At 74.6% G+C, this 26,861-nt stretch carries 28 protein-coding genes; 11 read left to right on the top strand and 17 right to left on the bottom strand.

Translation table 11 applies throughout. The features are described from left to right. Window positions 1-77: 77 nt before the first annotated feature. Genes LPU61_RS30620 through LPU61_RS30605 form a run of 4 tightly spaced genes read left to right on the top strand, consistent with a single transcriptional unit; the run spans window position 78 to window position 3,538 of the window. Window positions 78-992: an ABC transporter ATP-binding protein gene (locus LPU61_RS30620; protein ID WP_229406883.1), complete on the top strand. Its 915-nt coding sequence runs from the start codon at window positions 78-80 to the stop codon at window positions 990-992. After that, window positions 985-1,866 (top strand): hypothetical protein, encoded by an 882-nt coding sequence (locus LPU61_RS30615; protein WP_043968742.1) that lies wholly within the window; start codon window positions 985-987, stop codon window positions 1,864-1,866. The genes LPU61_RS30620 and LPU61_RS30615 overlap by 8 nt, the downstream gene beginning before the upstream one ends. Continuing rightward, window positions 1,863-2,822 carry an ABC transporter ATP-binding protein gene (locus LPU61_RS30610; protein WP_229406882.1) on the top strand — a complete coding sequence of 320 codons (960 nt, stop codon included), beginning with the start codon at window positions 1,863-1,865 and terminating at the stop codon, window positions 2,820-2,822. The genes LPU61_RS30615 and LPU61_RS30610 overlap by 4 nt, the downstream gene beginning before the upstream one ends. 5 nt (window positions 2,823-2,827) lie before the next feature. Next, window positions 2,828-3,538 (top strand): ABC transporter permease subunit, encoded by a 711-nt coding sequence (locus LPU61_RS30605; RefSeq protein ID WP_043968740.1) that lies wholly within the window; start codon window positions 2,828-2,830, stop codon window positions 3,536-3,538. Window positions 3,539-3,554: 16 nt separating this feature from the next. Here LPU61_RS30605 and LPU61_RS30600 read toward each other — a convergent pair whose 3' ends face one another. Beyond that, entirely contained in the window at window positions 3,555-4,178 is a 624-nt protein-coding gene (locus tag LPU61_RS30600; protein WP_229406881.1) for a hypothetical protein, read from the bottom strand. Between the two features lie 136 nt (window positions 4,179-4,314). Between LPU61_RS30600 and LPU61_RS30595 the strand changes: the two genes are divergently transcribed. Next, window positions 4,315-4,557, top strand: coding sequence for a hypothetical protein (locus LPU61_RS30595; protein ID WP_229406880.1), 243 nt, complete (start codon window positions 4,315-4,317; stop codon window positions 4,555-4,557). Window positions 4,558-4,849: 292 nt separating this feature from the next. Here the strand turns inward: LPU61_RS30595 and LPU61_RS30590 are convergent, their stop codons facing one another. From LPU61_RS30590 to LPU61_RS30555, 8 genes are all read right to left on the bottom strand, one after another. Next, complete coding sequence (locus tag LPU61_RS30590; RefSeq protein ID WP_229406879.1) at window positions 4,850-5,725, bottom strand: DUF72 domain-containing protein; 876 nt, start codon at window positions 5,723-5,725, stop codon at window positions 4,850-4,852. A 50-nt stretch (window positions 5,726-5,775) separates the two neighbouring features. Further along, window positions 5,776-6,174 (bottom strand): TraR/DksA C4-type zinc finger protein, encoded by a 399-nt coding sequence (locus LPU61_RS30585; protein ID WP_043968735.1) that lies wholly within the window; start codon window positions 6,172-6,174, stop codon window positions 5,776-5,778. 188 nt (window positions 6,175-6,362) lie between these two features. After that, window positions 6,363-7,001, bottom strand: a complete 639-nt coding sequence (locus LPU61_RS30580) for a uridine kinase (RefSeq protein WP_043968733.1) — start codon at window positions 6,999-7,001, stop codon at window positions 6,363-6,365. Between the two features lie 82 nt (window positions 7,002-7,083). Then, a complete protein-coding gene (locus LPU61_RS30575) occupies window positions 7,084-7,689 on the bottom strand; it encodes a winged helix-turn-helix domain-containing protein (protein ID WP_043968732.1) in 606 nt (201 codons plus the stop codon). 331 nt (window positions 7,690-8,020) lie between these two features. Then, complete coding sequence (locus LPU61_RS30570; RefSeq protein WP_043968730.1) at window positions 8,021-8,728, bottom strand: winged helix-turn-helix domain-containing protein; 708 nt, start codon at window positions 8,726-8,728, stop codon at window positions 8,021-8,023. Between the two features lie 52 nt (window positions 8,729-8,780). Continuing rightward, window positions 8,781-9,278 (bottom strand): rhodanese-like domain-containing protein, encoded by a 498-nt coding sequence (locus LPU61_RS30565; RefSeq protein WP_091284157.1) that lies wholly within the window; start codon window positions 9,276-9,278, stop codon window positions 8,781-8,783. Between the two features lie 38 nt (window positions 9,279-9,316). After that, window positions 9,317-9,778, bottom strand: a complete 462-nt coding sequence (locus LPU61_RS30560) for a cysteine dioxygenase family protein (protein WP_043968727.1) — start codon at window positions 9,776-9,778, stop codon at window positions 9,317-9,319. 114 nt (window positions 9,779-9,892) lie between these two features. Continuing rightward, a complete protein-coding gene (locus LPU61_RS30555) occupies window positions 9,893-10,276 on the bottom strand; it encodes a hypothetical protein (protein WP_043968725.1) in 384 nt (127 codons plus the stop codon). Window positions 10,277-10,368: 92 nt separating this feature from the next. On the opposite strand from LPU61_RS30555, the gene LPU61_RS30550 reads away from it, so the two are divergent. Next, the gene (locus LPU61_RS30550; RefSeq protein WP_043968724.1) at window positions 10,369-11,319 is read left to right on the top strand and encodes a DUF3500 domain-containing protein; all 951 of its coding nucleotides are present in this window, start codon (window positions 10,369-10,371) and stop codon (window positions 11,317-11,319) included. A gap of 89 nt (window positions 11,320-11,408) precedes the next feature. Here the strand turns inward: LPU61_RS30550 and LPU61_RS30545 are convergent, their stop codons facing one another. The 6 genes from LPU61_RS30545 to LPU61_RS30520 all read right to left on the bottom strand — a co-directional run bounded on the left by LPU61_RS30545 (window position 11,409) and on the right by LPU61_RS30520 (window position 18,170). Continuing rightward, window positions 11,409-12,170, bottom strand: a complete 762-nt coding sequence (locus LPU61_RS30545; protein WP_043968721.1) for a class I SAM-dependent methyltransferase — start codon at window positions 12,168-12,170, stop codon at window positions 11,409-11,411. Window positions 12,171-12,214: 44 nt separating this feature from the next. Then, window positions 12,215-12,715, bottom strand: coding sequence for a DUF2231 domain-containing protein (locus tag LPU61_RS30540; protein ID WP_043968720.1), 501 nt, complete (start codon window positions 12,713-12,715; stop codon window positions 12,215-12,217). Between the two features lie 127 nt (window positions 12,716-12,842). Then, the gene (locus LPU61_RS30535; protein WP_043969538.1) at window positions 12,843-13,583 is read right to left on the bottom strand and encodes a GAF and ANTAR domain-containing protein; all 741 of its coding nucleotides are present in this window, start codon (window positions 13,581-13,583) and stop codon (window positions 12,843-12,845) included. Between the two features lie 142 nt (window positions 13,584-13,725). Next, window positions 13,726-16,020 carry an accessory Sec system translocase SecA2 gene (secA2, locus tag LPU61_RS30530; RefSeq protein ID WP_043968718.1) on the bottom strand — a complete coding sequence of 765 codons (2,295 nt, stop codon included), beginning with the start codon at window positions 16,018-16,020 and terminating at the stop codon, window positions 13,726-13,728. Between the two features lie 43 nt (window positions 16,021-16,063). Beyond that, window positions 16,064-17,152 (bottom strand): zinc-binding alcohol dehydrogenase, encoded by a 1,089-nt coding sequence (locus LPU61_RS30525; RefSeq protein ID WP_229406878.1) that lies wholly within the window; start codon window positions 17,150-17,152, stop codon window positions 16,064-16,066. After that, the gene (locus LPU61_RS30520) at window positions 17,145-18,170 is read right to left on the bottom strand and encodes a Gfo/Idh/MocA family protein (protein ID WP_229406877.1); all 1,026 of its coding nucleotides are present in this window, start codon (window positions 18,168-18,170) and stop codon (window positions 17,145-17,147) included. Before LPU61_RS30520 ends, LPU61_RS30525 begins: the two co-directional genes overlap by 8 nt. A gap of 229 nt (window positions 18,171-18,399) precedes the next feature. On the opposite strand from LPU61_RS30520, the gene LPU61_RS30515 reads away from it, so the two are divergent. From LPU61_RS30515 to ctaD, 5 genes are all read left to right on the top strand, one after another. Then, entirely contained in the window at window positions 18,400-19,380 is a 981-nt protein-coding gene (locus LPU61_RS30515) for a glucosyl-3-phosphoglycerate synthase (protein ID WP_229406905.1), read from the top strand. 121 nt (window positions 19,381-19,501) lie between these two features. Then, window positions 19,502-20,656 (top strand): glycosyltransferase, encoded by a 1,155-nt coding sequence (locus tag LPU61_RS30510; RefSeq protein WP_229406876.1) that lies wholly within the window; start codon window positions 19,502-19,504, stop codon window positions 20,654-20,656. Window positions 20,657-20,824: 168 nt separating this feature from the next. Next, window positions 20,825-21,277: a DUF4383 domain-containing protein gene (locus LPU61_RS30505; protein WP_043969536.1), complete on the top strand. Its 453-nt coding sequence runs from the start codon at window positions 20,825-20,827 to the stop codon at window positions 21,275-21,277. Between the two features lie 78 nt (window positions 21,278-21,355). Next, on the top strand, window positions 21,356-22,087 hold the full coding sequence (locus LPU61_RS30500) for an ATP-binding protein (RefSeq protein ID WP_043968711.1): 732 nt from the start codon (window positions 21,356-21,358) through the stop codon (window positions 22,085-22,087). 163 nt (window positions 22,088-22,250) lie between these two features. Continuing rightward, window positions 22,251-24,257 carry a cytochrome c oxidase subunit I gene (gene ctaD / locus LPU61_RS30495; RefSeq protein ID WP_229406875.1) on the top strand — a complete coding sequence of 669 codons (2,007 nt, stop codon included), beginning with the start codon at window positions 22,251-22,253 and terminating at the stop codon, window positions 24,255-24,257. An 83-nt stretch (window positions 24,258-24,340) separates the two neighbouring features. Here the strand turns inward: ctaD and LPU61_RS30490 are convergent, their stop codons facing one another. Continuing rightward, window positions 24,341-25,195 (bottom strand): SigB/SigF/SigG family RNA polymerase sigma factor, encoded by an 855-nt coding sequence (locus tag LPU61_RS30490; protein WP_043968709.1) that lies wholly within the window; start codon window positions 25,193-25,195, stop codon window positions 24,341-24,343. A gap of 278 nt (window positions 25,196-25,473) precedes the next feature. Then, the gene (locus LPU61_RS30485) at window positions 25,474-26,826 is read right to left on the bottom strand and encodes a hypothetical protein (protein WP_229406874.1); all 1,353 of its coding nucleotides are present in this window, start codon (window positions 26,824-26,826) and stop codon (window positions 25,474-25,476) included. Window positions 26,827-26,861 lie beyond the last annotated feature (35 nt).

Raw genomic sequence — 26,861 nt, 5'->3', positions numbered from 1 at the left:
GCCGGCCAGGAAGTTCAGGGATCCACCCGGGACGGGCCGCCGGCCACAGGCGACCCCCGGTCCCTACGCTGTACGGCGTGACACTCATCGCGACCGAGTCGCTGACCAAGACGTACGGGGGCGGGGTCACGGCGTTGGCCGACCTGACCGTCGCGGTCGAACCGGGCATCGTCGGGCTGGTCGGCGCCAACGGCGCCGGCAAGTCCACCCTGATCAAGATCCTGCTCGGCCTCCTCACCCCGACCAGCGGCCGGGCCCGGGTGCTCGGCCTCGACCCGACCACCGACTCCGCCCGGGTGCGCGCCCGGGTCGGCTACATGCCCGAGCACGACGCCCTGCCGCCGGACCTCTCCGCCGCGGAACTGGTCACCCACCTCGGCCGGATCAGCGGCCTGCCGCGCACGGTCGCCCGGGAACGGGCCTCGGAGGCGCTGCGGCACGTCGGGCTCTACGAGGAGCGCTACCGCCCCGTCGGCGGCTACTCCACCGGCATGAAGCAGCGGGTCAAGCTCGCCCAGGCCCTCGTGCACGACCCCGACCTGCTGCTGCTCGACGAGCCGACCAACGGCCTCGACCCCGCCGGCCGGGACGCGATGCTGACGCTGGTGCACCGCATCGGCACCGAGTTCGGCATCTCCGTGCTGGTCTGCTCGCACCTGCTCGGCGAGGTGGAACGGATCTGCGACACCCTCGTCGCCATCGACGGCGGGCGGCTGCTGCGCGCCGACCACATCTCCGCCATGACCTCCGCGACCGACGTGCTCGCCGTGGAGGTCAGCGAGGGCACCGAGGAGCTGGCCGCTCGGCTGGGCGCGCTCGGCCTGCCGGTGCGCCGGGACGGCCGGCTGCTGCTCGTCGAACTCGTCGACGACGCCACCTACGACCTGATCCTCGGCGCGGTCGCCGAGCTGGACCTGCCGCTGCACCGGCTGGACCAGCGCCGGCACCGAGTGGCCGAACTCTTCGCCACGAGGGAGCCCAGCCATGCCTGAGCCGACCGGCGTCATCCACGACATCGGCTACCAGCGGTACACCGGCCCCCGGCTGGGCCGCCGGGCCGTCTTCGGCGCGCTCTACCTGCACGGCCTGCGGACGGCGTTCGGCCTGGGGCGCAGCGCGAAGGCCAAGATCTTCCCGTGGCTGGTGGTCGGCATCGTCACGGCGGTCGCCGCCGCCCTCACCGCCATCCGCGCCCAGATCGGCGAGGCGGTGATGACGTACGCCCAGTTCGCCGACAACATGAGCTGGCTGGTCATCTTCTTCGTCGCGGTGGCCGCGCCCGAACTGGTCTCCCGTGACCTGCGCAGCGGGGTGCTGCCGCTCTACTTCTCCCGGCCGCTGCCGCGCGCGGACTACCCGCTGGCCAAGCTGCTGGCGCTGGCGACCGCGCTCTGGCTGCTGCTCGGCGGGCCGCAGTTCGTGATGTTCCTTGGCGCCGCGTTCAGCACCGGCGACGGCATGAGCGGCGTCGCCGAGGAGCTGCTCGACCTGCTGCCGAGCCTGCTCTACGCCGGGCTGTGGGCGGCGGTCTTCGCCTCGGTCGGGCTGCTGGTCGCCTCCCTCACCGGCAAGCGGGCGTTCGCGGCCGGTGGGATCGTCGCCGTGTTCCTGATGACCACGCCGATCGTCGGCACCCTGTCGGTCATGCCGTCGCGGACGGTCAACGAGCTGGCCTTCCTCGCCTCGCCGTCGACGCTGGTGGGCGGCGTGGGCTCCTGGGCGCTCGGCGACCTGCTGACGTTCGAGGGCCAGAGCGGAGTCCCCATCGGCGGCTTCGGCCCCGTCTACGCGGTCGCCGCCGTGCTGCTCGTGGCCGGCTGCGTCGCCCTGCTGCTGCGTCGATACCGGAAGGTGGCCGCCCGATGACCACGACCAGCGCCGCCCCGGCGACGGGGACGCCCACGGCCGCCACCCGCGCCCTCGACCTCGCGGGCGTCTCCCGCTGGTACGGCAACGTGGTGGCCGTCAACGACGTCAGCATGAGCCTCGGCCCCGGGGTCACCGGGCTGCTCGGCCCCAACGGCGCGGGCAAGACGACCCTGCTGCACATGATGGCGGGCTTCCTGGCCCCGTCGCGCGGGGTGGTGACCCTCGGCGGGCGGCCCACCTGGCGCAACCCCGAGGTCTACCGCCGGCTCGGCCTGGTCAGCGAGCGCGAGGCGGTGCAGACCTACCTCACGGCGTACGAGTTCGTGCTGGCCAGCGCGAAGCTGCACCGGCTGGCGGAGCCGGCCGCGGCGGCCCGCCGGGCGATCGCCCTGGTGGAGTTGGAGGGCGCGCAGAACCGCCGGATCGGCACGTACTCCAAGGGCATGCGGCAGCGGGCCCGGGTGGCCGCCGCGCTGGTGCACGAGCCCCAGGTGCTGCTGCTCGACGAGCCGTTCAACGGGATGGACCCGCGGCAGCGGCTGCACATGATGGAGCTGCTGCACCGCCTCGGCGACGCCGGCCGCACCATCCTGTTCAGCTCGCACATCCTGGAGGAGGTCGAGCAGGTCTCCGGCACCGTCCAGGTGATGGTCGCCGGCCGGCTGGCCGCCTCCGGTGACTTCCGCACCATCCGCCGGCTGATGACCAACCGGCCGCACGTGTTCACCGTGCGCTCCACCGACGACCGGGCGCTCGCCGTGGCGCTGATGGCCGAGGCGTCGGTGACGGGCGTCGAGCTGGGCCGCGCCGGGTTGACGGTGCGCGCCGGCGACTACGGCGCGTTCACCCGCGTGCTGCCGAAGATCGCCCTGCGGGAGGGTGTCCGGGTGCGCCAGCTGGTGCCCGAGGACGAGTCCCTGGAGAGCGTCTTCTCCTACCTGGTGGAGGCCTGAACCCCATGTCTACCGTTTCCTGGCTCACCCTGCGCGGGCTGTTCGGGCGTCGCCGCTTCCTCCTCCTGCTGCCGCTGCCCATGGTGCTGGTCGGCCTGGCGGTGCTCTCCCGGTGGCTCGGGGTCACCCCGCGCGACTGGGGGCCGCCGGTGCTGGTCGGCCTCGGCCTGGCCGTGGTGCTCCCGGTTGTCGCCCTGATCGTCGGCACCGGCGTGCTCGGCGCCGAGATCGACGACGGCACGGTCGTGCACATCCTGACCAAGCCGCTGCCCCGCTGGCAGATCGTGCTGCCCAAGCTGGCGGTGGCCACCGCCGTCACCGGCGTCACCGTCGCCCTGCCGCTCTACGCCGCCGGCCTGCTGGCCGACTCCGCACGGCTCGGCCTGGCGCTGGCCGCCGCGTCGGCGGTCGGTGCGTTGGCGTACTCGGCGCTGTTCCTGGCGCTCAGCCTGCTCACCCGCCGGCCGGTGCTGCTCGGCCTGGTCTACGTGCTGATCTGGGAGGGGTTGCTCGGCAGCGTCGTGAGCGGCACGCGGGTGCTCTCCATCCAGCAGTACGTGATCACCCTCGCCGACCGGATCGCCCCCACGGACCTGCTGCTGGCTGACGTGTCGGTGCCGGTGGCGGCGGTGATGAGCGCGCTGATCAGCGTGGGCTTCACCGTGCTGGCGATCGACCGGCTCCGCTCGTTCAGCATGGCCGGCGAGACGAGCTGACCCCTCCCCTGCCCGGTCAGGGGCAGCCGCGCCGGTTGCGGGGGCGGACCCCGGGGCCGGCGCGGCGGGCGTGGGTGGCGGCGGCCAGGTCGAGCAGGCGGCGGAGCCGGTAGGACAGGACCCGCCCCTGGTCGAGGGTGAACATCAGCTCGCCGGGCTCGGCCCCACCCACGGCGACCACGAGCACCGGGCCAGCGCCGGGCACGAGCGCCTGCGCCAGCGCCACGTCGGCGGCGACTTCGGTTCGGGCTCTAGCGGCCAGGCCTTCGGCGGCCGGGTCGTCGGCGGCCAGGGGGCCGGCGGGCGGCTCCGGCGAGCGCGGCGTCAGCGGGAGCCGCGTGGAGCGGTGCCGTCGTCTCGCGGCGCAGCCGTCCCGGTCGCACCAGCGGGGATGGGCGTCGCCGGGCGGGTCGGCCAACCCGCCGGTCGGGTACCGGTAGACGTGCCCGCAGGGCCGGCCCGACTCGGGGACGCGCGGCACCGGACAAGCGGACCACCCGGCGGCCTCGATCGTGGCGACGATCGGGGCCGCGTGCCCGGCGCACGCGTACGCGGCGGCGTCGAGGCCGCCTGCCCCGTACACCTCGATCCGGACGGTGGCCAACTCCCCGCACCCGGCCAACGGCGGCAACACACTCACGACCCGAACCTCCCCTGTCGAACCCAACCCCTCAATGCCAACACCATACCGCCTAACTGGCCAACATAAAGATAGTTTGCTGGCCAGTTTCTCGACCGAGAAATGGCCAAGATCGCCGGTGTGACAGTGTGACGGCGTGGCACAGGATCTGGCTTCGGCGACGGCGGCCTACCGGTCTGCCCAGAACGCCGTGGACACCGCCAAGGCTCAGGTGCGCACAAGCCAGGACGCGCTGCGTCAAGCGCGGCGAGACCTCGGCGAAGCGATCGTGGCGGAAGCACGGGCCGGCACCCGCATGCGGGACCTCGTCGCTGCCACGGGCCTGTCCCGCGAGTGGATCCGCACCCTCCTCCGCCAGGCCGGCGTCGAGCCCGACTAGGACCCTTGCCGGGGCGGGAAGAGACACAGCGTTTCCCCGCGGCTGCAAGCGCACCGCCTACGGCGACGAGCCGTGACCGGGGCAGATCTTGGAAGATTTCGGCCCCTGGAGGGGCCGTCCGCTTCCAAGATCTCCTATTCGCGGCGTGGCCGGCGACGTCGAGGCGGGGCAGCGCGGGAGAGATCGTGCTCGATCGCGGAAAGAGTGGCCTCCTGGCCCTTGGGGATGCCACTCCTTCCCTGATTGAGCGCGATCTCGAACCCGGTCGCCCGCGCGAGGGACCAGGCCCGCGTCAGGGGCCGGCGTCCAGGAGGGACTGGAGGCGCTGGCCGTTGCGCTGGGCGTAGTCCCGGTAGCAGTTGTTCATGAGCACGTGGGTCTCGCCCGCGTCGTCGGCGAGCGTGCGCAGCTTCGGGGCCCAGTCGCGCAGTTCCCGGTCGGAATAGTCGTAGCCGAACTTCTCGTGGATGTCCTTGCTGGCCCACTTGGCACTGTGGCCGTGGAAGCGGACCACGGCCAGGTCGGCGGTGGCCGCCAGCACCGGCGGCACCGAGGACCGGTGGCCCTGCGGCATGTCCACGCAGACGTACGCCAGCTCGTGCTCGCGCAGGAAGCCGAGCGTCTCGTCGCGGTTGTCCCCGGCGAACCAGGAGGCGTGCCGGAACTCGAACACCGGCCGCAGGGGTGCGCACCGGCGGGTCACCTCCAGCAGATACTGCTTGTTGTCCCGCTTGATGGTGAACCACGGCGGGAACTGGAACAGCAGCGCGCCGAGCCGGCCCCCCTCGACGAGCGGGTCGAGGGCGGACAGGAAACGGGTCCACACCTCCTCGTACGCCTGCGCGGGCAGGTCGCCGGGGTAGACGTTGCGCTTGTCGGTGTCCGGCCGCAGGTCCTTGTAGAGCGCGGAGACCCGTGTCGGGTGCCCGGTCAGCAGGCTGAACGCCTTGACGTTGAAGGTGAACCCGGCCGGGGTGCGCTCGGCCCACAGCCGCGCCGTGCGTTCGGCCGGCGGCGAGTAGTAGGTGGCGTCGACCTCGACCAGCGGGAACTGCTTCGCGTAGTACGACAGCCGCTTCTCCGGGGTGTCCGCCGTCTGCGGATACCACCCGGAGTCGAGCAGGGTCCGGTCGGTCCAGGACGCGGTGCCCACCTTGATCTCACCCATGGGTGGAGTGCACCGCGTCCGCTACCGACCGGCGACCGGAGGGGGCCGCCTCAGGCGGCCCGCCGCTCCCGGCTCTGCTTGCAGGTGACGCAGGCGGTGGCGGAGGGGAAGATTTCCAGCCGCTCCACCGGGATCGGGGCCGAGCAGCCCTCGCAGAAGCCGTACGTGCCCTCGTCGAGCCGGCCCAGGGCCCGCTCGAACTGGGCGCGGCGGTCGAGGATGGTGCGCAGCAGCGACTGCGCGGTGTCCCGCTCGGCCGTCTTGGTGCCGCTGTCGGCCTGGTCGTCGCCGGCGGTGTCGCCGACCTCCACCAGGCGCAGCACCTGGCTCTGCAGCACCGCCTGCTCGTACTCGGCGGAGAGCTCCTCGTAGCGAGCCCGCAGGGACGCCCGGATCTGGTCGGTGTCCGCCTGCGATCGGCCGGTGGCTACCGTGTCGTGGACGAGCATCGCTGCCTGCCTTTCCTGGCTGGTGCGCCGGGGTGGTGCCCGGCCCGGTCGCTGCGTGACGCGGGTGGAGATCACTCGCGCTCTGTGAGCCGGGCGATTACCCCGGGTGCAGCCGCGCCAAACCACCGAATTCTGGAATCTCCAGCCCGCCTCCCGGGGCGGCGCCCCAGGGGGCGTGCGGCCCGGGGTCACCGGGCGGCGTCGGGCTCCACGAGGGCGGGGCGGCGGGGGTCGTCGACGCGCACCACCACGTCGGCGAAGCTGGCCGGGGCGACCTCCTCGGCATAGCGGGCGAAGGCAGGCAGCGTCCAGCGCAGCGCGGGGTCGGTGCGCCGGGCCAGGGCGGCCGGGGAGAGTTCCAGGTGCACGGCGAGGTCGACGGGGAGCCCGCCGCCGAGCAGGAGCGCCCCGCTGACGAGGACGACGCCGTGGGGCGGCAGCGTGACGTAGCCGGCCCGGCTGGCCCGGTCGGTGCGGGGGTCCCAGAGGGACGGCAGGATCCGGCCCGAGCCGCCGGGCCCCGCCGGGTCGAGGACCTCGCGGCGCAGGCCGGGCTCGTCGACCCACCCCTCGTAGTAGGCGTCGGGATTGGTCCGGCCGAACTCCAGCCGCACGGAGGCCGGACGGAGGAAGTCCGCGGCCCGCACGTGCAGCACGGGGCGGCCGAGAGCGCGCAGCGGGTCGACCAGCGCGGCGGCCAGTTCGTCGGGACCCGCCGCCGGGGCGCCGTCCACCGCGACGCGGAGCCGGCCGGGCGGGTCGGCGGCGACGAGCCGCTCGGTCAGCTCGGTGACGAGCCGCTCGGGGGTGATGGGGCGCACGCGCATCCGACCATCGTGCCCGGTCGTCGGGCGCGCGACGCGGGCCGGGCGGCGGGGCCGGCGCTGACGGGCCCGGCCGGTGGGGTCGTCAGCCGCTGCGGTCGATGGTCACCCGGGCGTCGTCGGCGAGCCGGTAGCCGACGCCGTAGACGGTGGTGACCAGCGGCACGTCCACGCCGACCTTGCCGCGCAGCCGGCGCACGTGCACGTCGACGGTGCGGACCCCGGCGTGTTCGTAGCCCCAGACGGCGTTGAGCAGTTGCAGCCGGGTGAACACCCGCCGGGGGTGGGCGACCAGGTGCAGCAGGAGGTCGAACTCCAGCCGGGTCAGGGGCAGCGGCTCGTTGTCGCGCAGCACCGACCGGGACGACGCAAGGATGTGCAGCGCCGGGATGGTCGGGGCCAGGGGGCGGGGCGGCGTGCGCCCGGCGGGCACCTGGTCGGGCCGCCGTTCGGGGGCGGGGCCGGCGGTGACGACCCCCTCGCCCCGCTCCAGCATCTCGCGGGCGGCGTCGAGCAGGCGGCGGGCCGCCGGGGTCAGGGTCTCCTCGGCCACGAGCGGGATGCTGAGGGTCACGGTGAGCACGGGCGTGGTGCCGTTGACGGGACGGCGCTGACCGCCGGGGGGCCGACCGGGAACCGCGGGTTGGGACGTATGCCATCCGGCGCGCGGCGATGCGGGGCTGACCGACATGGTCCTCCTTGGCTGGTCCGGGTATCTCCCCACGGCCCGGGACGCCGCTGCATCGATGCTTCCCGGCGCCCACCTGGCGGTCAAGGGGCGGCTACGTTGCATGAATGTGACAATTGACGAACACATCGGAGCCGGATGCTCGCTCTGCGTACGAGGCCTGATGATTACAGCAGAGTCACCATGATCGTGGGATACGGGGGGGTACCCGCGCGGCCCGCCGTTCGCGGTCGGGCCGCAGGGTGACCGGCCAGGCGGCGCGGACGTCCGACACGCGGACGCGGCGCACCCCGGTTCCGGGGTGCGCCGCGTCGCCGGCTGCGCGGCGGACGTCTCAGCGATGCGGGTCGACGCTGACCCGCGCCTCGTCGGCGAGCCGGTAGCCGACCCCGTAGACCGTGGTGACCAACGGGGTGGCGGCGCCGAGCTTCGCGCGCAGCCGTCGGACGTGGACGTCGACGGTGCGGGCGATGGCGTGCTCGTAGCCCCAGACGTTGCTGAGCAGCTGCAACCGGGTGAAGACCCGGCGGGGGTTCTCGGCCAGGAAGTGCAGCAGGTCGAATTCGATGCGGGTCAGCGGGATGACCCGGGGGCCCTGCCGCACCACCCGCGAGGCGGCCAGGATGCGTACCTCCTCGGGGTCCTCGGGGGGCGGCGGGGCGGCGGCGGAGACCCGGGGCACGAGCGGTCGCGGCCCCGCCGGGTCGGCCTGCGCCGACCGGAACTCGACCGGGCGGGGCCGGCGCTCCGCCGGGGCCCACGGCTCCGGTGCGCGGCGGCCCTGTTCCGTGGAGCCCGCCAGCAGCGTGCCCTCGCCGGACTCGGCCAGCTCCCCCAGCAGCTCGACCAGCCGGGCGAGGCGGGGCGTCAGCTGGCCGGGGGCGAGTTCGACGGTGACGGTCAGTGTCGGCACGGACCGGGCGTGTCCCGGCGACGGGACCCGGTCGACCCGGCCTGCCGGCGCACGGTCGGGGCGGCACTGGGGGGCCCGCTCGGCCCGGCCCGGCGGGTGGGGGCGCGAGGAGATGGCGACGACGGACATGGTGCCTCCTCAGATGGCGGTGCCGACCGCCGCGTCCGGTGGGGCGCGGCGGTCAGTGGTGCGCCCGGCCGGCGGTCACCGGCGGCGCGACGGACGGGGAACGGGGCGGGGGCGTGGGGCCGAGCGTGGGCAGGCCGGCGATGCGCCAGGCCGCGAAGCCGCCGACGACGTCGGTGGCGCGGTGCAGGCCGATGTCCTGGAGCGCGGCGGCGGCGAGCGAGGAGGTGTAGCCCTCCTGGCACAGCACCACCACGGGCACGTCGTAGCCGACGGCCTGGGGCAGCCGGGCCGCGCACCGGGGGTCGAAGCGCCACTCGAGCACGTTGCGCTCGATCGCCAGGGCGCCGGGCACAGTGCCGTGCGCGGCGCGTTGCGCGGCCGGCCGGATGTCGACCAGCAGGGCGCCCTCGCGGTACGCCAGGTGCGCCTGCTCGGGGTCGAGCCGCCGCAGCCGGGAGCGCGCCTCGGCGAGGATCTCGTCGATGCCCCGGGAGCCGGGGGGTGGCACGGGACGTGGACAGCTCTCGGCGCGGGCGGGGTGGTGCGGCATGGTCGGGTCCTTCCAGGGAGTCGAGGTGGTCAACGATGTCACCACGCGACGCCGGCCTCGGCGACCTCGGCCACCCGCAGCAGGCCGTCGACGAGGCGGTAGCGGGTCATCCGGGTCAACGCGGGACGGTAGACGTGCACGCTGACCGCCGGCTGGTCGTCGCGGTTGGTGACCACGTGCACGTGGCGGGCGCCGAAGCGGCGGCCGGCCCCGGCGGCGAGGCGGTGCGGGCGCAGCCGGCCGCCGCTGACGGTCTCCTCGGTGAGGACGCCGTCCACGACCAGGAAGGCCCCGGAGGAGCCGCCGTGGTCGTGCAGGTCGGTGCCCTGGCCGGGAAGCCAGCTCAGCGCCCAGACCTCGTGGTCGGCGGCGACCGCGAGGCGCGCGTACCACCGGTGTTCGGGATGGAAGCGCAGCGGCACCGGCCAGCCGGCCGGGTCGGCGGCGTACCGGGCGGCGACGGCGAGCAGGTCGGGCTCGGGACGGCGGCTGACTACCATGCGGGACCTCACGGGATCGGTGCGGAGCGTGCGACCACCAGCATAGGAGGTAAAGCCTATAGGTTTAGTAGGTAATACCACATGATGGGAAGCCGCGTGGGCTTGGCGCGCGCCTCAGCGGCGCACCGGTGGCTCCACCCGGTAGCCCGGTACCGACGGCCAACGCACGGTCAGCAGCACCGACTCGCGCTCGGCGTACCAGGAGTGGTCCACGCCCCGCCCCCACACCACGTAGTCACCCGGCTCGGCGAGCAGCACCGTGCGGTCCGGCAGCTCGACCCGGAACCGGCCGCCGCTGACCAGCACCAGCAGCGCCGTACGCCGTTCGCCGGTGGCCCACCGCGAGCGGGCCTCCCCCGCCGCGTGCACGCCCCACTTCACCTCCACGTCGCCGCTGCGCCGCGGGTCGCCCTCCGGCATGAAGTGGCCCAGCAGCCAGCCGCCCTCCCGGGGGCCGTCCACGTCCGCCTTGCCCACGTACACCCTGTCGTCGCCCATCGCCCCTCCCGCGCCGGCCCGGCAAGCTACCAGGCGGCGCGCCGGCCCCGCTCGCGGCGCGCTGGCCGCGCCCGGCCGGGTATACAGGGTCGGTGGACGATCCCCTACCCGAACAGATGCGCGCGGCCGGCACCACGTTGCTCGGCGCGCTGGACGACTCGGCGCGGACCCGCGCCACGCACCGGTTCGACGACGACGCGGCCCGGCGGTGGCTGGAGTACCGTCCCCGGCCGCGCCCCGGGGTGTGCCTGGCCGACCTGGACCGGGCCGGCCGCAAGGCCGCGCACCGGCTGCTGGCCACGGCCCTGAGCCCGGCGGCGTACGCGCAGGCGATGGCCGTCGTCGCGCTGGAGGAGGTGCTCGATCGGGCCGAGGGCTGGCGGCGCGGGCGGCACAGCGGCGACTACTGGGTCGCGGTCTTCGGCGACCCGGCCCGCGACGACCGGTGGGCCTGGCGGTTCGAGGGGCACCACCTGTCGGTGAGCATGACCGTGGTCGACGACCAGGTCTCCCCCGCGCCCGTCTTCCTCGGCGCGAACCCGGCCGCCGTCCGGCACGCCGGGCACCCGGTGTCCCGGCCGCTCGGGGTCGAGGAGGACCTGGGCCGGGCCCTGCTCGACGCCATCGGCCCGGCGGGACGGGCGGCGGCGATCGTCGCCGACGACGCCCCCGCCGACATCGTCAGCGCCACCCGTCCCCGCGTCGCCGGGCAGATCGCGCCGCTGGGGGTGCCGGCCGACCGGCTCGGCCCCACCGGCCGGGCCCTGCTGGACCAGCTCGTCGCCGTGTACCTGGACCGGTTGCCGCCGCAGCTGGCCGCCCGGGAGGCCCGCCGGCTCGCCGGTGGGCCTCTGCACTTCGCCTGGGCCGGCCCCACCGGGCCCGGGCAGCGCCACTACTACCGGGTGCAGGGCGACGACCTGCTCATCGAGTACGACAACACCGCCGACGACGGCAACCACGCCCACACCGTGCTGCGCCGCCCGGCCAGCGACTTCGGCGCGGACGTGCTCGCCGCGCACCACGCCGAGGCGCACGGCTGACCGGAGCCACGCCGACCGCGGGCAGGGGCACGGCGGCGGTCCCCGCGGCCGGCGCGGGCGACGCCGGCCGCGGGTCGGTCCAGGCCGGCTCAGGCGGGCCGGACCGCCTCGATCAGGAAGCGCCGGGCGTGGGCCACGAACGGGCCGTCGGCCTCGATCCGGTCGTGCAGGCGGGCGAGCTGGGGTCGGTAACGCTCGACGGTGAACCCGGGGACCGTCCAGACCACCTTGCGCAGGAAGTAGACCACCGCCGCGACGTCGTGGAACACGGTGCGCAGGGTCGCCTCGCGCAGGTCGAGCACCGTCAGCCCGGCCGCCTCGGCGGCGGCGACGGCCTGGCCGGGGAGCTGCCGCTGCGGCGGGGGCAGCGGACCCAGCATCGCCTCGCTCAGCTCCCGCATGGTGCCGCCGCGGATCTGCTGGGACAGGAACGTCCCGCCGGGCCGCAGCACGCGGGCGATCTCGTCCCAGGGGGTGTGCACGGGGTGTCGGCTCACCACGAGGTCCAGGGCGGCGTCGGCCACCGGCAGGCCGCCGCCCTCGGCGACCTGGAGCACCGTCGCGCCGACCGCGCGCAGGTTGCGCCGGGCCACCTCCACGTTGGGCGGCCACGCCTCGGTGGCCAGCAGGACCCGGGGCGGGCGGGGCACCTCGGCGAGGACCTCCCCGCCGCCGGTGTCGACGTCCAGCGCCGCGTCAGCCCGGGCCATCCGGTCGGCCACGAGCCGGGCGTAGCCCCACGGCGGTCGTTCCTCGCTGGCCCGCCCGCGCAGCCAGGAGAAGTCCCAGCCCTGCACGGGCACGGACGCGCCCTCGGCGATCAGCTCCTCGAATCCCCGCTTTCCGCTCATGGGCGGAAGCATCGTCGCACCCACCGCGCCGGGACAACCGGGTTTCAGACGCGGGGCCGGACGATCTCCACGGTGGAGCCCGCCACCGGGCCCAGCGCGTCGAGGGTGCCCGTCTCGGCGCGCCCGGCCTCGAACTGACGCATCAGGCGGGCGCCGAGCCACACGCCGGCCCCGCCCAGCCCGAGCGCGACCAGTTCGGCGGCGAGCATGACGCCGGTCGCGCCCCGCTGCGGCGAGTGCGCCCGGATGAGGCAGGTCAGCAGGAACAGCGCGGCCATCGCCGCGTTGACCAGGTTGAAGGTGATCTTGGTGCGGCGGGTCCGCTCGCCCGCGGCGTCCCACAGGTCGACCATCCCCGCGACGGTGGACAGCGCGGCCGCCACCAGGGCGGCGACCGAGGTCCAGTAGCCGACCTCGCCGAGGAACGCGGGACCGCCCGCGACGTCGGCCAGGTCGAAGACGGTGGCGCTGACGAAGAGCCCGAACGGGAACGTCACCAGCATCGGTTGGATGGGATGCCCGTGCACCCGCAGTCGGCTCTCCATCGCGCCCTCCCCTGGTCGCTTCAGCTCACCAGTCCAGGGTGCTACCCGCAGGTCGCCATGGGGAAACGGCCGGCCGTCGGATCGCCGACAGACTGGTGGCCGGCGGTGCCGGCGGCCCGGCCCGCAGCTAGCCCTCCCGGGGGCGGGCGACCGTGGCCACCAGGCGTTCGGCGACCTCGCGCAGCGGGATGTCCAGCGACGTCGCCGCGCTGCGCAGCACCTCCAGGGCCTCCGGGGCGGGGCAGCCACGCTGGGTCATGATGACGCCGATCGCCTGCCCGACCACCCCCTCGCCGAGCAGCGCGGCGTCCCGCTCGGTGGCCTCGGCGGCCCGCCGCTCCCGGCCCCGGACGGCGGCCAGCAGCAGCCCGGCGTGCTCGGCGAGGAGCATCGCCGTGAGCTGGTGACGGGTGGTCAGCGCGTCCGGCGTCGAAGCGTACAGGTTGATCGCCCCGATGACCTGCTCGTCGACGTCGACCGGCGCGGAGATGACGCCACGCACCCCCGCCTGCCGGGCCCGGGCCGTCCAGCCCGGCCAGCGCGACTCCCGCCCGAGGTCCTCGGCGATGATCATCTCGCGGCGGTGGATGGCGCTCATCGCCGGCGTGTCGGGGCCGTCGCTGAGGTCGTCCAGGCCGGCGAGTGCCGGGTCGGAGGCGGCCACCCCGGCCGGCTCGCCGGCCCGCAGCGCCGTGAAACCGCACCAGGCGACCCCGGCGACAGCCGCCTGGGCGAGCCCGACCAACTGGACGAGCGCCGCGTCGAAATCCGTCACCTCGATCAGGCCGGCGGTGAGCTCCCGCAGCAGCGCCGCCGTCTCCAGCACGCTCAGGGTCTCGGTGCCGGCGACCTGCGCCTCCAGGTTCACCGGGCCACTGCCCCCGCCGGGAACGCCGGCCACCGGCGCCCCGTACCGCCCCTGCGCTGTCTCATCGTCTTGCTCTCCCGATTCTTTCGACGCGCGCTAGTACCCCCGGCAAGCCGGGTCGAAACGGCCGAAAAGTCGCGCCTCAGCGCGGGGCGGCGCTGAGCCGACGCCCCACCGAGGCGATGAGCCGGTCCAGCTCCGAGCCGAACGGGTTGTCGTGGACGAGGTACGTCCACGTCGCCGACGGCCGCACCAGCGTCGAGGCGTCCGGCTCCCAGTCCTCGTCGAACTCGGTCTCGGTGAACGTGGCGATGGTGCGGGCCTCGATCTCCGGCACCAGCGCGTTGAACGCCGGCACGGCCGCCCGGTGGAACTCGTCGAGCGGGTCGAGCCGGCCCAGGGCGCGCAGGTGCACGCCCTCGCGCACCTCGGACAGCTCGGCGAGGTGCTCGGCCCACAGCCGGTCGAGATGGAAGAGGGCGATCGACCGGGCCGCCCGGGCGAGCAGGTCCTCGTCCATCTCCTCGGCCTTCTCCGGCACCCGCTCCAGCAGCATCAGCGCGGCGATGTCGCTGGTCAGCAGCCGCTCCCGCCGCTCGGCGAGGGCCTTGCGCTGCTGCTCGATCACCACGCTGTAGCGCCAGGTGTTGCGGTGGATCTCGTGGTTGACGCCCTCGGCGACCCGCTGGGCGTGCTCCACGGCGTAGTCGACCTGCGGGTCGGTGACCAGGCCGTCGGCGTTCATCCGGGGCGAGGCGGGGACCGCGTCGCCGGCGTGCCGGACCACGAGGTCGTCCTCCAGGCTGACGAAGAACACCGACCCGCCCGGGTCGCCCTGCCGGCCGGCCCGGCCGCGCAGCTGGTCGTCGACGCGGCGGCTGTCGTGCCGGCCGCTGCCGATGACGTAGAGGCCGCCCAGCTCGGCGACCCGGTCCCGGTCGGCGGAGTCGCTGCCGCCGAGCCGGATGTCGACGCCCCGCCCGGCCATCTGGGTGGAGACGGTGACCGCGCCGTACGCGCCGGCCTCGGCGATGATCGCCGCCTCGTCGTCGTCGTTCTTGGCGTTGAGCACCACGCAGGGCACCCCGGCGGCCTCCAGCCCGACGGCGAGCTGCTCGGACTCCTTGACGTCGAGGGTGCCGACCAGCACCGGCCGACCCTTGTCGTGGCAGCGCCTGATCTCGTCGACCAGCGCCTCGTCCTTCTCGGCCCGGGTGGCGTAGATGCGGTCCGGCTCGTCCTCGCGCACGCAGGGGGTGTTCGGCGGGATCACCGCCACCTCCAGGCCGAAGAACTCGCGCAGCTGGTCGCCGACCAGCACCGCCGTGGCGGTCATGCCGCACACCTTCGGGTAGAGCGCGATGTACGCCTGCACGGCGATGGTGCCCAGCACCTCACCCTCGGCGGTGGCGTCGAGCCCCTCCTTCGCCTCCACGGCGGCCTGGAGGCCGTCGGGCCAGCGGCGGCGCTGGGCCACCCGGCCGCGCATCTCGTCGATCAGCTCCACCGAGCCGTCCCGCACGATGTAGTCGACGTCGCGGTGCAGCAGGGCGTGCGCGTGCAGGGCCACGTTGACGGCCGAGAGCTGCCCCACGTGCTCGGTGTCGTACAGGTCGATGCCGCCCAGCTTGGCCTCCACGGCGGCCAGGCCGGCGGAGGTGAAGGCGACGCTGCGGCCGTCCTCGGCGACGGTGTAGTGCTTGCCCTTGCGCAGGCCGCGCACCAGGGCCGCGGCGGCGTGCACCGGGTCCTGCTCGCCGCCGACCGCGCCCGCGAGGACCATCGGCACCCGGGCCTCGTCGATCAGGATGGAGTCGGCCTCGTCGACGATCGCCGTGCGCAGCGCCGGCTGGACCCGGTCGTCGAGGTCGGTGACGAGCTGGTCGCGCAGGTAGTCGAAACCGGCCTCGCTGACCGAGACGTACGTGACGTCGCACGCGTACGCGTCGCGGCGCTCCTGCGGGGTGGACGCCTCGCTGACCGAGCCGACGGTCAGCCCGAGCAGGGCGTAGACCGGCTCCATCCAGCGGGCGTCGCGGCGGGCCAGGTAGTCGTTGACGGTGAGCACGTGCACCGGGCCGTTGCCGAGCCGGACGTGCCCGTACGCGGCGATCGTGGCGGTCAGGGTCTTGCCCTCACCGGTGGCCATCTCGGCGACCTTGCCGGAGAGCAGGGCCATCGCGCCGAGCAGCTGCACGTCGTACGGCCGCTGGTCCAGCCCGCGCCGGGCGGCCTCGCGGCCGATCGCGCAGATCTCCTCGTAGCCCGTGGCGGAGCCGGCGGCCTCGGTGAGCTCGGCGTCGGTCAGCGCCGACAGCTCCTCCTCACGGCCCTCGATGGCCGGCAGCAGCTTCTCCAGCGGGCCCAGGTCGACCGTGGTGCCCGGGCGCTGGAGGAACCGACGGAACCTGCTCTTCAACCGTTGCGACACACCCATGAGCCGCAACGGTACGCGACCCGGGCCGGATCGTGCGGCCCGGTCAGCCGGTCAACACCACCTGCAACTCCTGTCGGCGGCGTTCGGCCAGGTCGGTGAGCAGCTCCGGAGCCTGATCGAAGGGCACCACCGCCGACACGAGATGCGTGCGGATCCGATCACCGTACGCCCGCAGCAGGTCGACGGTCTCGGCCGACAGCCGCTCCCGGTCCCAGGTCGGGGCGAGCCCGCGCGGCACCCGCCCGATCTGGGCGCAGCGCAGCGACAGCCCGTTGTGGTGGAACTCCTCGCCGAAGCGGACCGCGTCCGCGCCCGCCTGGTAGAAGGCCAGGTCGATCACGGTGCCGTGGGGGCGCAGCAGGCGCAGCGCGAGCTGCAACGCCCACGCCTGCCCCCGGCACTGGAAGACGACGTCGGCGCCCCGGTCGCCCGCGGCGTGGTTCCACCGGGTCTTCAGCACCACCGCCGGGTCGTCGGCGCCCGGGTCGAGGGTCTGCAGGCCGAGCGCCTCGGCGACCGCCCGCCGCTGCGGGGTCGGGTCGAGCACCACCACCGACGCCGCGCCGTGGTGCCGGGCGAACAGGGCCGTGAGCAGGGCCACCACGCCGCTGCCGACCACCGCGACCCGGCGGCCGGCCACCCCGTCGCCGAGGGAGCGCACGTCGGTGCCGCGCAGGTCGGCGGCGGCGTGCAGCAGCCCGTTGGCGCAGATCGGGCCCATGTGCGCGACGTAGACGCCGAGCAGGGGGTCGAGGTCGTCGGGCAGCGGGACGAACCGCTCGGCGAGCGGGTCGGCGACGTGGCCGGTGCGGTGGCCGTACGTCATCGCGCCGACCGTGCCGACGGCGACGGCCGGGGTGCGGCTCTCGACCACCCGCCCCACCTGCATGTAGCCCAGCCGGGCCACCGGGTACGGGGTGCTCGCCTCGCCCGGCTGGAACAGCCCCAGCACCGAGTTCCAGGTGACGTTGAGGTACGGGTTGGTGCCCTTGACGAAGCTCAGCTCGGTGCCGGCGGAGACCCCGCTGTAGAGGGTCCGCACCCGGAACGTGCCGTCGCGCAGCTCGTCGGCGTCCTGCTCGACCAGTTCGACCCGCCCCGGGCCGCTCACCACCACCACCCGGTCACGCATCGACGCCCACCCGCGTCGCGGTCGGCACGGCGGCGTGGGGGGACGCGGCGGGACCGGTCGGCAGGGACACCGGCCGCCCCGTGCGGGCGGACTCGGCGATCGCGAGGGCCAGCCGCTGGGTGCGCAGCGCCTCGGCGTACGGGACCCGCACGTCGTCGCCCACGCGCCGGACCGCGTCGACGAAGGCCCGGTCGACGGCGGTGCGGGCGGCGTCGGGATCGGCCGCCAGGTGGCGCTCGCCGTCGGCGTCGCGGACGGTCAGGCCGTCCTCGGTCAGGCTCAGGGCGAGGCCGTCGGCCAGGATCTCCAGCCCGGCCCGGTGTTTCCAGCCCAGGACGCAGGCGGCGGAGACGGTGCCGACCGCGCCGGCCGCGAAGCGCAGGGCGGCGGTGGTCACCGAGTCGACGTCGGCGCCGTCGACCGGCGGCGGGGTGCCGTCGCCGTACGCGGTCACCTCCGTCACCTCCCCGACGAGCACCCGCATCAGGTCCAGCACGTGCGCGGCCTGCTCGACCACGGGGCCGCCGGAGCGGTCCCGCCGCGCCCACCAGGCGACCGGGGGCACCTTGTCCAGCCACGCGCCGCCGACCATCCGCACCGGCCGGTCGGCGAGCAGCTCGCGGGCGTGCCGGACCACGTGCAGGTACCGCCAGTGGTGGCCGACGCCGGTGAGCAGCCCGCGCCGGGCGACCAGGTCGGCGATCCGCTCGGCGGTGTCCAGGTCCACCGCGACGGGCTTCTCCACGAACATCGGCACCCCGGCGGCGATCACCGCCTCCTCCACCGGCCCGTGCGCGAACGGCGGCACGCACACGTACACCGCGTCGGGGCCGGCGGCGAGCAGCTCGTCGACGTCGGCGAAGGTCCGCGCCCCGTGCGCGTCGGCCAGGGCGGTCGCGGCGTCGCGCGCCACGTCGGTCACGCCGAGGATCTCAACGTCGTCGAAGCCGTCCAGCACCCGGGCGTGGCGCTGCGCCACCCCGCCGGCCCCGACCAGTCCCACCCGGCACCCGCGCATCGGCACACCCTTTCGCCACGCTTTCGCATTCGCGCGATGCACACTCCCCGGTGGGGCGCGCAATCAAACGTTCACCTGCCGAAAACCGGTGGGGGCGCGGCCCGTGATCAAGCTGTTAGCGACAATCCGGTTAGCGTGCGGGCGGAATTGGGAATTCCGTACTCCGCGTTTTCCACCACGATCTGGGGGTGCGTCAGTGCGGGATGCAGAGGCGAGTGTGACACCGGTGGTGGAGGCATGGGCGACATATCGGACCAGTTCGGCGGCCGAGTGGACGTCGCGGCGGCTGCTGCGCGCCAAGGGCGACAGCCGGGTCAGCGTGGTCCTGCCGGCGCGTAACGAGGAGGCGACGGTCGGCGCGATCGTGTCGACCATCCGCGAGCACCTGATGGACCGGGTGCCCCTGGTCGACGAGCTGATCGTGGTCGACTCCCGGTCGACGGACCGGACCGCGCAGGTGGCCCGGGCCGCCGGCGCGGAGGTGGTCGGCCAGGACGAGATGACGCGGGGGCTGCCCCGGCTGACCGGCAAGGGCGACGCGCTGTGGGCCGGGCTGGCGGCGGCCGAGGGCGACGTGGTCGCGTTCGTCGACGCCGACCTGCACGAGTTCCGCCCGCACTTCGTCACCGGCCTGATCGGGCCGCTGCTGACCGACCCGTCGGTCGACTTCGTCAAGGGGTTCTACCACCGGCCGCTGGTGGGGGCGGCCAGCGTGGAGGCCGACGGGGGCGGCCGGGTCACCGAGCTGATGGCCCGTCCCCTGCTCAACCTGTTCTGGCCGGAGCTGGCCGGCTTCGTCCAGCCCCTCGCCGGTGAGTACGCCGGCCGCCGCGACGTGCTGGAACGGGTGCCGTTCGTCTCCGGGTACGGGGTGGAGACGGCGATGCTGATCGACCTGCTCGACCTGGTCGGCCTGGACGCGCTGGCCCAGGTGGACCTGGGTGAGCGCCGGCACCGCCACCAGGACACGGCGGCGCTGGGCCGGATGTCGGCGCAGATCATGCTGACCGCCTGGTCGCGGTTGCAGCGCCGGGGCTGGGCCAACCCCGGCGCCGTGCCGGCCGCCCTGCTGACCCAGTTCCGGCGGGGCGGCTCCGACGCGCTGCCGAACCTCGACCGGGAGATCGTCGTCAGCGACGTCTCGGTCGAGGAGCGCCCGCCCCTGGCGGAGCTGCGGCACCGGGTGCCCCGGCGCCGGGTGCCCGCGTGACGAAGCCGCCGGAAACCGGCGTGCCGAAGCCGGATGCCGGTACGACGACACGGACGGGGTGGCGGCGCGACGCAGCGTCCGCCGGCGCGACCCGACGGCCCGCCGAGGGAAGGAATCCCGCATGAGCCTCACCGTCCTGATGAACGCCGGCCCGTGGCTGTCCGTGCCGCCGCCCGGCTACGGGGGGATCGAGAACGTCATCGCCACCCTCGTGCCGGAGCTGCGCAGGCTGGGCGTGCGGGTGGTCCTCGCCTCCGTGGACAGCAGCACCCTGCCCGTCGACGAGAAGATCACCGTCTTCGGCGACGGCCAGTTCCACGCCCTGCAGCGGCCGTACAACCAGGTCTGCGGCATCTCCCAGGCGCACCTGGGCGGCGTGGTGCGCGCGCTGCACGCCCGCGACGACATCGACCTGGTGCACGACCACGTGGAGGCCGTCGGCCTGGCCACCCTCGCGGCGATGGGCCCGCAGGCCCCGCCGGTGCTGCACACCCTGCACTGGGACCTGGCCAAGCACCCCGACCTGTACGGCAACCTCGACGGCGGCGACCGGGTCCGGGTCAACGGCGTGTCCGCCGCGCAGCTGGCCCGTGCCCCCCGGGCGCTGCGGGAACACTCCGTCGGCCACGTGCACCTGTCCACTCCGCTCGCCGTCGACGCCGACCGGCGGCCCCGGCCGGACAAGGGCGACTACCTGATCATCCTGGGCCGGATCAACCCGGGCAAGGGCCAGGACGTCGGCGCCCGGCTGGCGCGGCGGGTCGGCGTGCCGCTGGTGCTCGCCGGGCCGGTCGGGCCCTACCACCGGCCGCAGGACCTGGCCGCGGCGGGCGACGAGGCCCGGCAGAACCCGGACGTGCGGTTCTTCTACGACGAGGTGGCCCCGCACGTCGACGGCGACCTGGTCCGCTGGGTGGGCACGGTCGCCGGGCAGGAGCGCGACGACCTGCTGGCCGGGGCCCGCGCCTCGCTGTTCCCGCTGCGCTGGGAGGAGCCCGGCGGCACGGCCGTGGTCGAGTCCCTGGCGCTGGGCACCCCGGTCGTGGCGACGGCCCGGGGCTGCCTGCCGGAGCTGATCGAGCACGGCCGCACCGGGCTGCTCACCGCCGACGAGGACGAGCTGGCCGACCTGCTGCTGGCCGCGAGCGTGCTCGACGGCGACGAGTGCCGCCGGGAGGCCGCCAGGCGGTTCACCCCGGCGGTGATGGCGCGCGCGTACGTCGGGCTGTACGAGCAGGTCCGGCAGACCGCCTCCCGCCCCCTGCAACCCGCCTGACGGCGGCGCACGGAGGGGCACCTGTCAACGCCGCCGGGCCCCTGCTGAGACCGCCCGCGCGGACCGCCCGCGTTTGCGCGGGGCGGTGGCGGGAACGCGTCGCCCGGCCGGGGGGCTCCCGCCCGGCGGTCAGACAGTGGCGGTGAGGAGGTCGTGGTGGCCGGTCCGATGGCCCACGCGCGGGCCCGACGCAACCCGGCCGACGGCCGGGCGCCGGTGCGGCGTGCCGCAGCCACCGTCGGTGTGGTCTTCCTCCTGGTCGGTCTGCTCGGCTTCGTCCCGGGGATCACCACCGACTTCGGCGACCTGCGCTTCGCCGGCCACGGCTCCGGGGCGAAGCTGCTCGGGGTGTTCCAGGTCTCGGTCCTGCACAACGCCGTACACCTGGCCTTCGGGCTGGCCGGCCTGGCGCTGTCGCGCACGTGGGACGGGGCGCGGACGTTCCTGATCGGCGGCGGGGCGATCTACCTCGTGCTGTGGCTCTACGGCCTGGTCGTCGACCACGGCAGCGGCGCCAACTTCATCCCGGTCAACAACGCCGACAACTGGCTGCACCTGGTCCTCGGCGCCGGCATGATCGCGCTGGGCGTGCTCACGACGCGTGACCGTCGTCCCCGCTGAGCGCGCCCGTCGTTCCGTTTCACCCGGCACCGCGCCGGGTACGTCGGGGTCACCCCGAGACGGAAACGAGGACCACGCATGCCGAGCCGGATCACCTGCGAGGTCCGCGACGAGTCGCCCGTGACCGTCGTACGCATCGCCGGCGCGCTCGACCTGGCGACCATGCGGACGGTGCACCGGGTGCTCGACCGCTGCCTCACCGCCCAGCCGGACGCGCTGGTGGTCGACCTCCACGACCTCACCGTCCGTGACGGGCTCGCGCTGTCGGTCTTCGCCGCCGCCGCCCGCCAGGCGGCCGGTTGGCCGGCGGTGCCCGTCGTGCTCTGCGCGCCACCGGCGCGAACGGCCAGCTGGCTGACCCAGTCGAGGGTGTGCCGGGGGCTGCCGGTGCAGCGGGACTGCGCCGAGGCGGCCCGGACGGCGGGGGCCGCCGCCGCGCCCCGGCTGCGGGTCCGCCTGGAACCGGTGGCGGGCGCGTGCCGACGGGCCCGGGAGCTGGTCGCCGACGCCTGCGGCCGGTGGCACCTGCCGGAGCTGGTCGGCCCGGCCTCGGTGGTGCTCAGCGAGCTGGTCGGCAACGTGGTGCGGCACGCCGGCACCCCGATGCAGGTCACGCTGACCCTGCGCCGGCCGTACCTGCAGCTGGCCGTTGCCGACGGCAGCCGCGCCGCGGCCCGCGCGGCGACCCGGACGGACCTGCGGGCCGAGGGCGGCCGGGGCCTGCTGCTGGTGCGGGAGCTGACCCAGCGCTGGGGCAGCGCGCCGGTGGTCGACGGCAAGGTGGTCTGGGCGATGCTGCCCGCCACCTGACCCCGCCGTGTCGCCCGGCTGTCGGTGAACGCGGTCGTGTTCACGGTGGCGGAGACCCGCCCACCCGCGAATTGACCGAAATTACCGCTCTCGCCTGGTTACATAGGGAGAGGGGCGGGTAGGCACGCCCGTCCCTTTCTGTCGCCACGACGGGGTGAGAAGCATGCCCAAGCGGGTAACCACGGAGCCTGCCCGAGACCGGGGGCCCGCGATCCTCGCGCCGGCCCGCTTCGGCGGCTTTCCCGGCCCGGTCCGCCCGGCCCTGCCCGGGGCCAAGCTGATCAAGCTGATCGGGACCACCGACGCCAAGCAGATCGGCCTGCTCTACCTGGTCACCTCGTTCGTCTTCTTCCTCATCGGCGGGGTGCTGGCCCTGCTGCTGCGGGCCGAGCTGGCCCGGCCGCGCCTGCAGTTCCTCTCCCCGGAGCAGTACAACCAGGCGTTCACCATGCACGGCACGATCATGCTGCTGCTGTTCGCGACGCCACTGGTGTTCGCGTTCGGCAACTACATCGTCCCGTTGCAGATCGGCGCGCCGGACGTGGCGTTCCCCCGGCTCAACGCCTTCGCGTACTGGCTCTACCTGTTCGGCGGGACCCTGGTCGTCGGCGGCTACGCCACCCCGGGCGGGGCCGCCGACTTCGGCTGGACGGCGTACACGCCGCTGAGCCGGATGGAGCACTCCCCCGGCATCGGTGGGAACCTGTGGATCGTCGGCCTGGCCATCTCCGGCCTCGGCACCATCCTCGGTGCGGTCAACCTGATCACCACCACGCTGACCCTGCGCGCCCCCGGCATGACCATGTTCCGGATGCCGATCTTTACCTGGAACATGCTGCTGACCAGCGTCCTGGTGATCCTGGTCTTCCCGCTGCTGGCCGCCGCCCTGTTCGCCCTGGCCGCCGACCGGCTGCTCGACGCGCACGTGTTCGACCCCGCCACCGGCGGGATGATGCTGTGGCAGCACCTGTTCTGGTTCTTCGGCCATCCCGAGGTCTACATCGTGGCGTTGCCGTTCTTCGGCATCATCACCGAGATCATCCCGGTCTTCTCCCGCAAGCCGATCTTCGGCTACACCGGGCTGGTGCTGGCCACCGTCGCGATCACCGTGCTGTCGATGAGCGTCTGGGCGCACCACATGTTCGCCACCGGCCAGGTGCTGCTGCCGTTCTTCAGCATCCTGAGCTACCTGATCGCCGTGCCCACCGGGGTGAAGTTCTTCAACTGGATCGGCACCATGTGGAAGGGGCAGCTCACCTTCGAGACGCCGATGCTGTTCGCCGTCGGCTTCCTGGTCACCTTCCTGCTCGGCGGGCTCACCGGGGTCCTGCTGGCCAGCCCGCCGGTCGACTTCCACGTCACCGACACGTACTTCGTGGTGGCGCACTTCCACTACGTGCTGTTCGGCACCATCGTCTTCGCCGCGTTCGGCGGGGTCTACTTCTGGTTCCCGAAGATGACCGGGCGGCTGCTCGACGAGCGGCTGGGCAAGCTGCACTTCTGGACGATGTTCGTCGGCTTCCACGCCACCTTCCTGGTGCAGCACTGGCTCGGCAACGAGGGCATGCCCCGCCGGTACGCCGACTACCTGCCCGGCGACGGCTTCACCACGCTCAACATGATCTCCACGGTCGGGTCGTTCGTGCTCGGCGCGTCCACGTTGTTCTTCATCTACAACGTGTGGAAGTCCTGGCGGTACGGGGCGATGGTGTCGGTCGACGACCCGTGGGGCTTCGGCAACTCGCTGGAGTGGGCGACGACCTGCCCGCCCCCGCTGCGCAACTTCGACCGGATGCCCCGGATCCGCTCCGAGCGCCCCGCCTTCGACGCCAAGTACGGCCACCTCGTCTCCGACCTGGGCCGGGACCTGCCCCAGCGCACCACGAAGCCGCCGCAGAGCTTCGCCTCGGAGATGCACCACGAGCGGCACGCGCCCGAGTCACCGGCGGCGGAGGGCGCGCACGGCGCCCGGGAGGCCGTCGAGTACCAGCCGGCGCCGCAGTCGGGCGCCCGGCCGGTGGACGTGCCGGAGCCGGAGGAGGTCCGCCGGCCCAGCTTCGACGAGTCCGACGCCCCGGAGCCGGGCGGGCCGGACGCGGGGCGGCGGGCCCCGCAGGAGAACGAGCGGTGGCGGCACCCGCACAGCCGTGGCAACTCGACGGAGCACTGAGCCCGCCCACGTGACGGGCTCCGGGGTGTGAGAAGGGCACCCCTCTCTGCCTCAGGCGTCGACAGGGGGCCCTTCCTTGCGCCTCACCGGCGCTTCGTCGCCGGTTCCGTCTCGGCCGGGCCGTTCTGCCACGGCGGCGGGGCGTCGGCCAGCATCGCCTGCCGCAGCCAGGTCAGCGCCCGCGACAGCAGCCGGGACACGTGCATCTGGGAGATGCCGAACCGGGCGGCGATCTCGGCCTGGGTCTGGTTGCCGTAGAAGCGCATGGCCAGGATCCGCCGCTCCCGCCAGGGCAGCCGGTGCAGCAGCCCGCTGACGGTCACCCGGTCGTCGACCGACTCCAACGCGTTGTCGCTCTCGCCGACCAGGTCGCCGAACTCGGCGGAGCTCTCCCCGCCGACGGGCGCGTTGAGCGAGGCCGGGCTGTAGCCGGCCGCCGACTCCAGGGCCGCGAGGATCTCCTCCTGCGGCGTCTCCAGCCGCTCGGCCAGCTCGGCGACGGTGGGGGCCCGGGACAGCTCGCTGGTCAGCGCGGCGGTCGCCTGCCCCACCTCCAGGATCAGGTCGCGCAGCCGGCGGGGCACGTGCACCCCCCAGGTGCGGTCCCGGAAGTGGCGTTTGATCTCCCCGACGATGGTGATCGCCGCGTACGCGGTGAACGAGCCCCGCTCCGGGTCGTACCGGTCGACCGCGTTGACCAGCCCGAGCCGGGCCACCTGCTCCAGGTCCTCCAGCGGCTCGCCCCGACCCCGGTAGCGGCGGGCGAGCCGCCCGGCGAACGGCAACGCGAAGCGCACCAGGTCGTCGCGGGCCTCCTGCCGCCGCTCGGGGGGCAGGCCCTCGATCCGCGCCGCGTACGCCAGCGCCGCCGCGTCGAGATCCTCCAGCCCCCGGTCGGTGGGGGGTGGTGCCGTGGTCGTGCTGGGCTGTCCGAACATCCGCGCCTCCCTCAGGAAGGTCCCCCGCCCGGGTCGGGAAACCGGACGTGCGCGTGGTCGAGCCACGCACCGGGCCGGAAGTGGGTCACATGACGGGATCCGTCGAGGAGCGGCGACAGCGGGCTGCGCAGCCTTGCCCGGCCGTCGCAGCCAGCGGTGTTCCCGCTCCGTAGGTACTCAATCACGCCGGCCCGGGTTCGCGAGGATGTTTCGGCCGGTCGGTACGACCGACTGCGGCACGCCGCCCGGGACGCCCGGCGGCACGGCGGACGAACCGGTCAGCCGACCACCAGGCCGTGCCGGGCGCCGCCGGCCCGGAACGCCTCGACGGCGGTCGCGGCGGGCAGCGGCGGCGGCGCCGGCAGGTCGTACGGCTGGGCGCGGAGCACCTCGGTGGCCCGGCGGGTCGGCACCGGCGCGACCGGGTAACCCCGGGCGGCGGTGCGGTCCAGGGCCCGGCGGCGGCGGCCGAAGGCGGCGACGGCCAGCCACTGCGGCAGGCCCGCGAGAGCCGGCGAGCGCATCCCCGGCGACTCCGGGAGCACGTCCACGGAGCTGAACGGCTCGCTGCCGGCCAGCCACCACTCGGCGGCGTCGACGGTGCGCCGGGTGGCGTTCTCGCACCAGTACGGCACCAGTCCCGCCCGCACCACCTGCCACGGGTCGAGCAGCCGCCCGCACTCCACGACGAGGCGGTCGCCGGTCTTGCCGGCCCGCCGCAGCCACCCCCGGTACAGGTCGGCGACGGCGGCGCTGAGCGCCTCCGGCCGAGGGAAGAGCACCCGGTGCACGTCGTTGCCCCGCCGCCCGGCCCAGTCCCGGACGGCGAGTTCGAAACCGGGCTCCACGCCGTGCTCGGCGTAGCCCTGGGGGCAGGAGACCTCCGGGGGCTGCCAACGGGCCCCGTCGCCGCCGACGCAGCGGAGCACCTGGCGCAGGACGTGCGAGTCCGGGTGGAAGTCCACCGGGTCCAGGCCGCTGGCCGGGGAGCCGGCCTGGAAGCTGTGCCCCCGTCCGGCGTCGTAGACCGGCCAGGTGCGGGCGTCGCGCAGCAGCAGCACCGGGGCGCCGGGCGCGAGGCGGTCGGCGAGGAACCGGGCGTACGCCGTCGGCAGCGACTGCCAGCGCACCGTGAGGGAGACGGTCGCCCCGGACAGCGGGCCCCGGCTCGCCGGGCAGTGCACCTGGCGCACGTGCACGTCCGGGTTGCCGGCCAGCAGCCGGCCGGCGAGCGCCGCGCCGTGGTCGAGGGCGGCGCCGGGCCGGTCCACCGCGCCGCCGCCCCAGTGCACCGTCGTCTCGAAGGCGGCGGGCAGCCAGGGCACCCCGAGGGCGACCGCCAGGTGCACGGCCGCGCCGTGCGGCGAGCCGAGCACCACGCCCGGGTAGCACCGGCGCGGGTACTGGTCGACGATCCACCGGGCGACCCGGTCGGCGTCGACCTCGGCCGCCTGGTCGGGGGTGAGGGCGACCCGCCCGGCCGCCCGCACGGCCGCGCCCCGGCGCACCGGCTCGGGGGCGCCCGGGAAACGGGACGGCACGCCCGGGTTCCGCAGGTCGGCGCAGTCCTCCCCGCGCAGGGCGCGCACCGCGGCGGCGACCATGATCCGGGCCGTGCTGCCTGCCGTCATCACCCGGTCGCCGGCAAGTCCGGCCCCGTCCGCCG

Origin of the sequence: Micromonospora sp. NBRC 110038 (genome assembly GCF_020884815.1) — a bacterium.
In the GTDB taxonomy this organism is placed as follows: domain Bacteria; phylum Actinomycetota; class Actinomycetes; order Mycobacteriales; family Micromonosporaceae; genus Micromonospora; species Micromonospora haikouensis.
The sequence above is the reverse complement of the archived record's forward strand: the minus strand, read 5'-3'. Positions and strand labels throughout refer to the sequence as shown.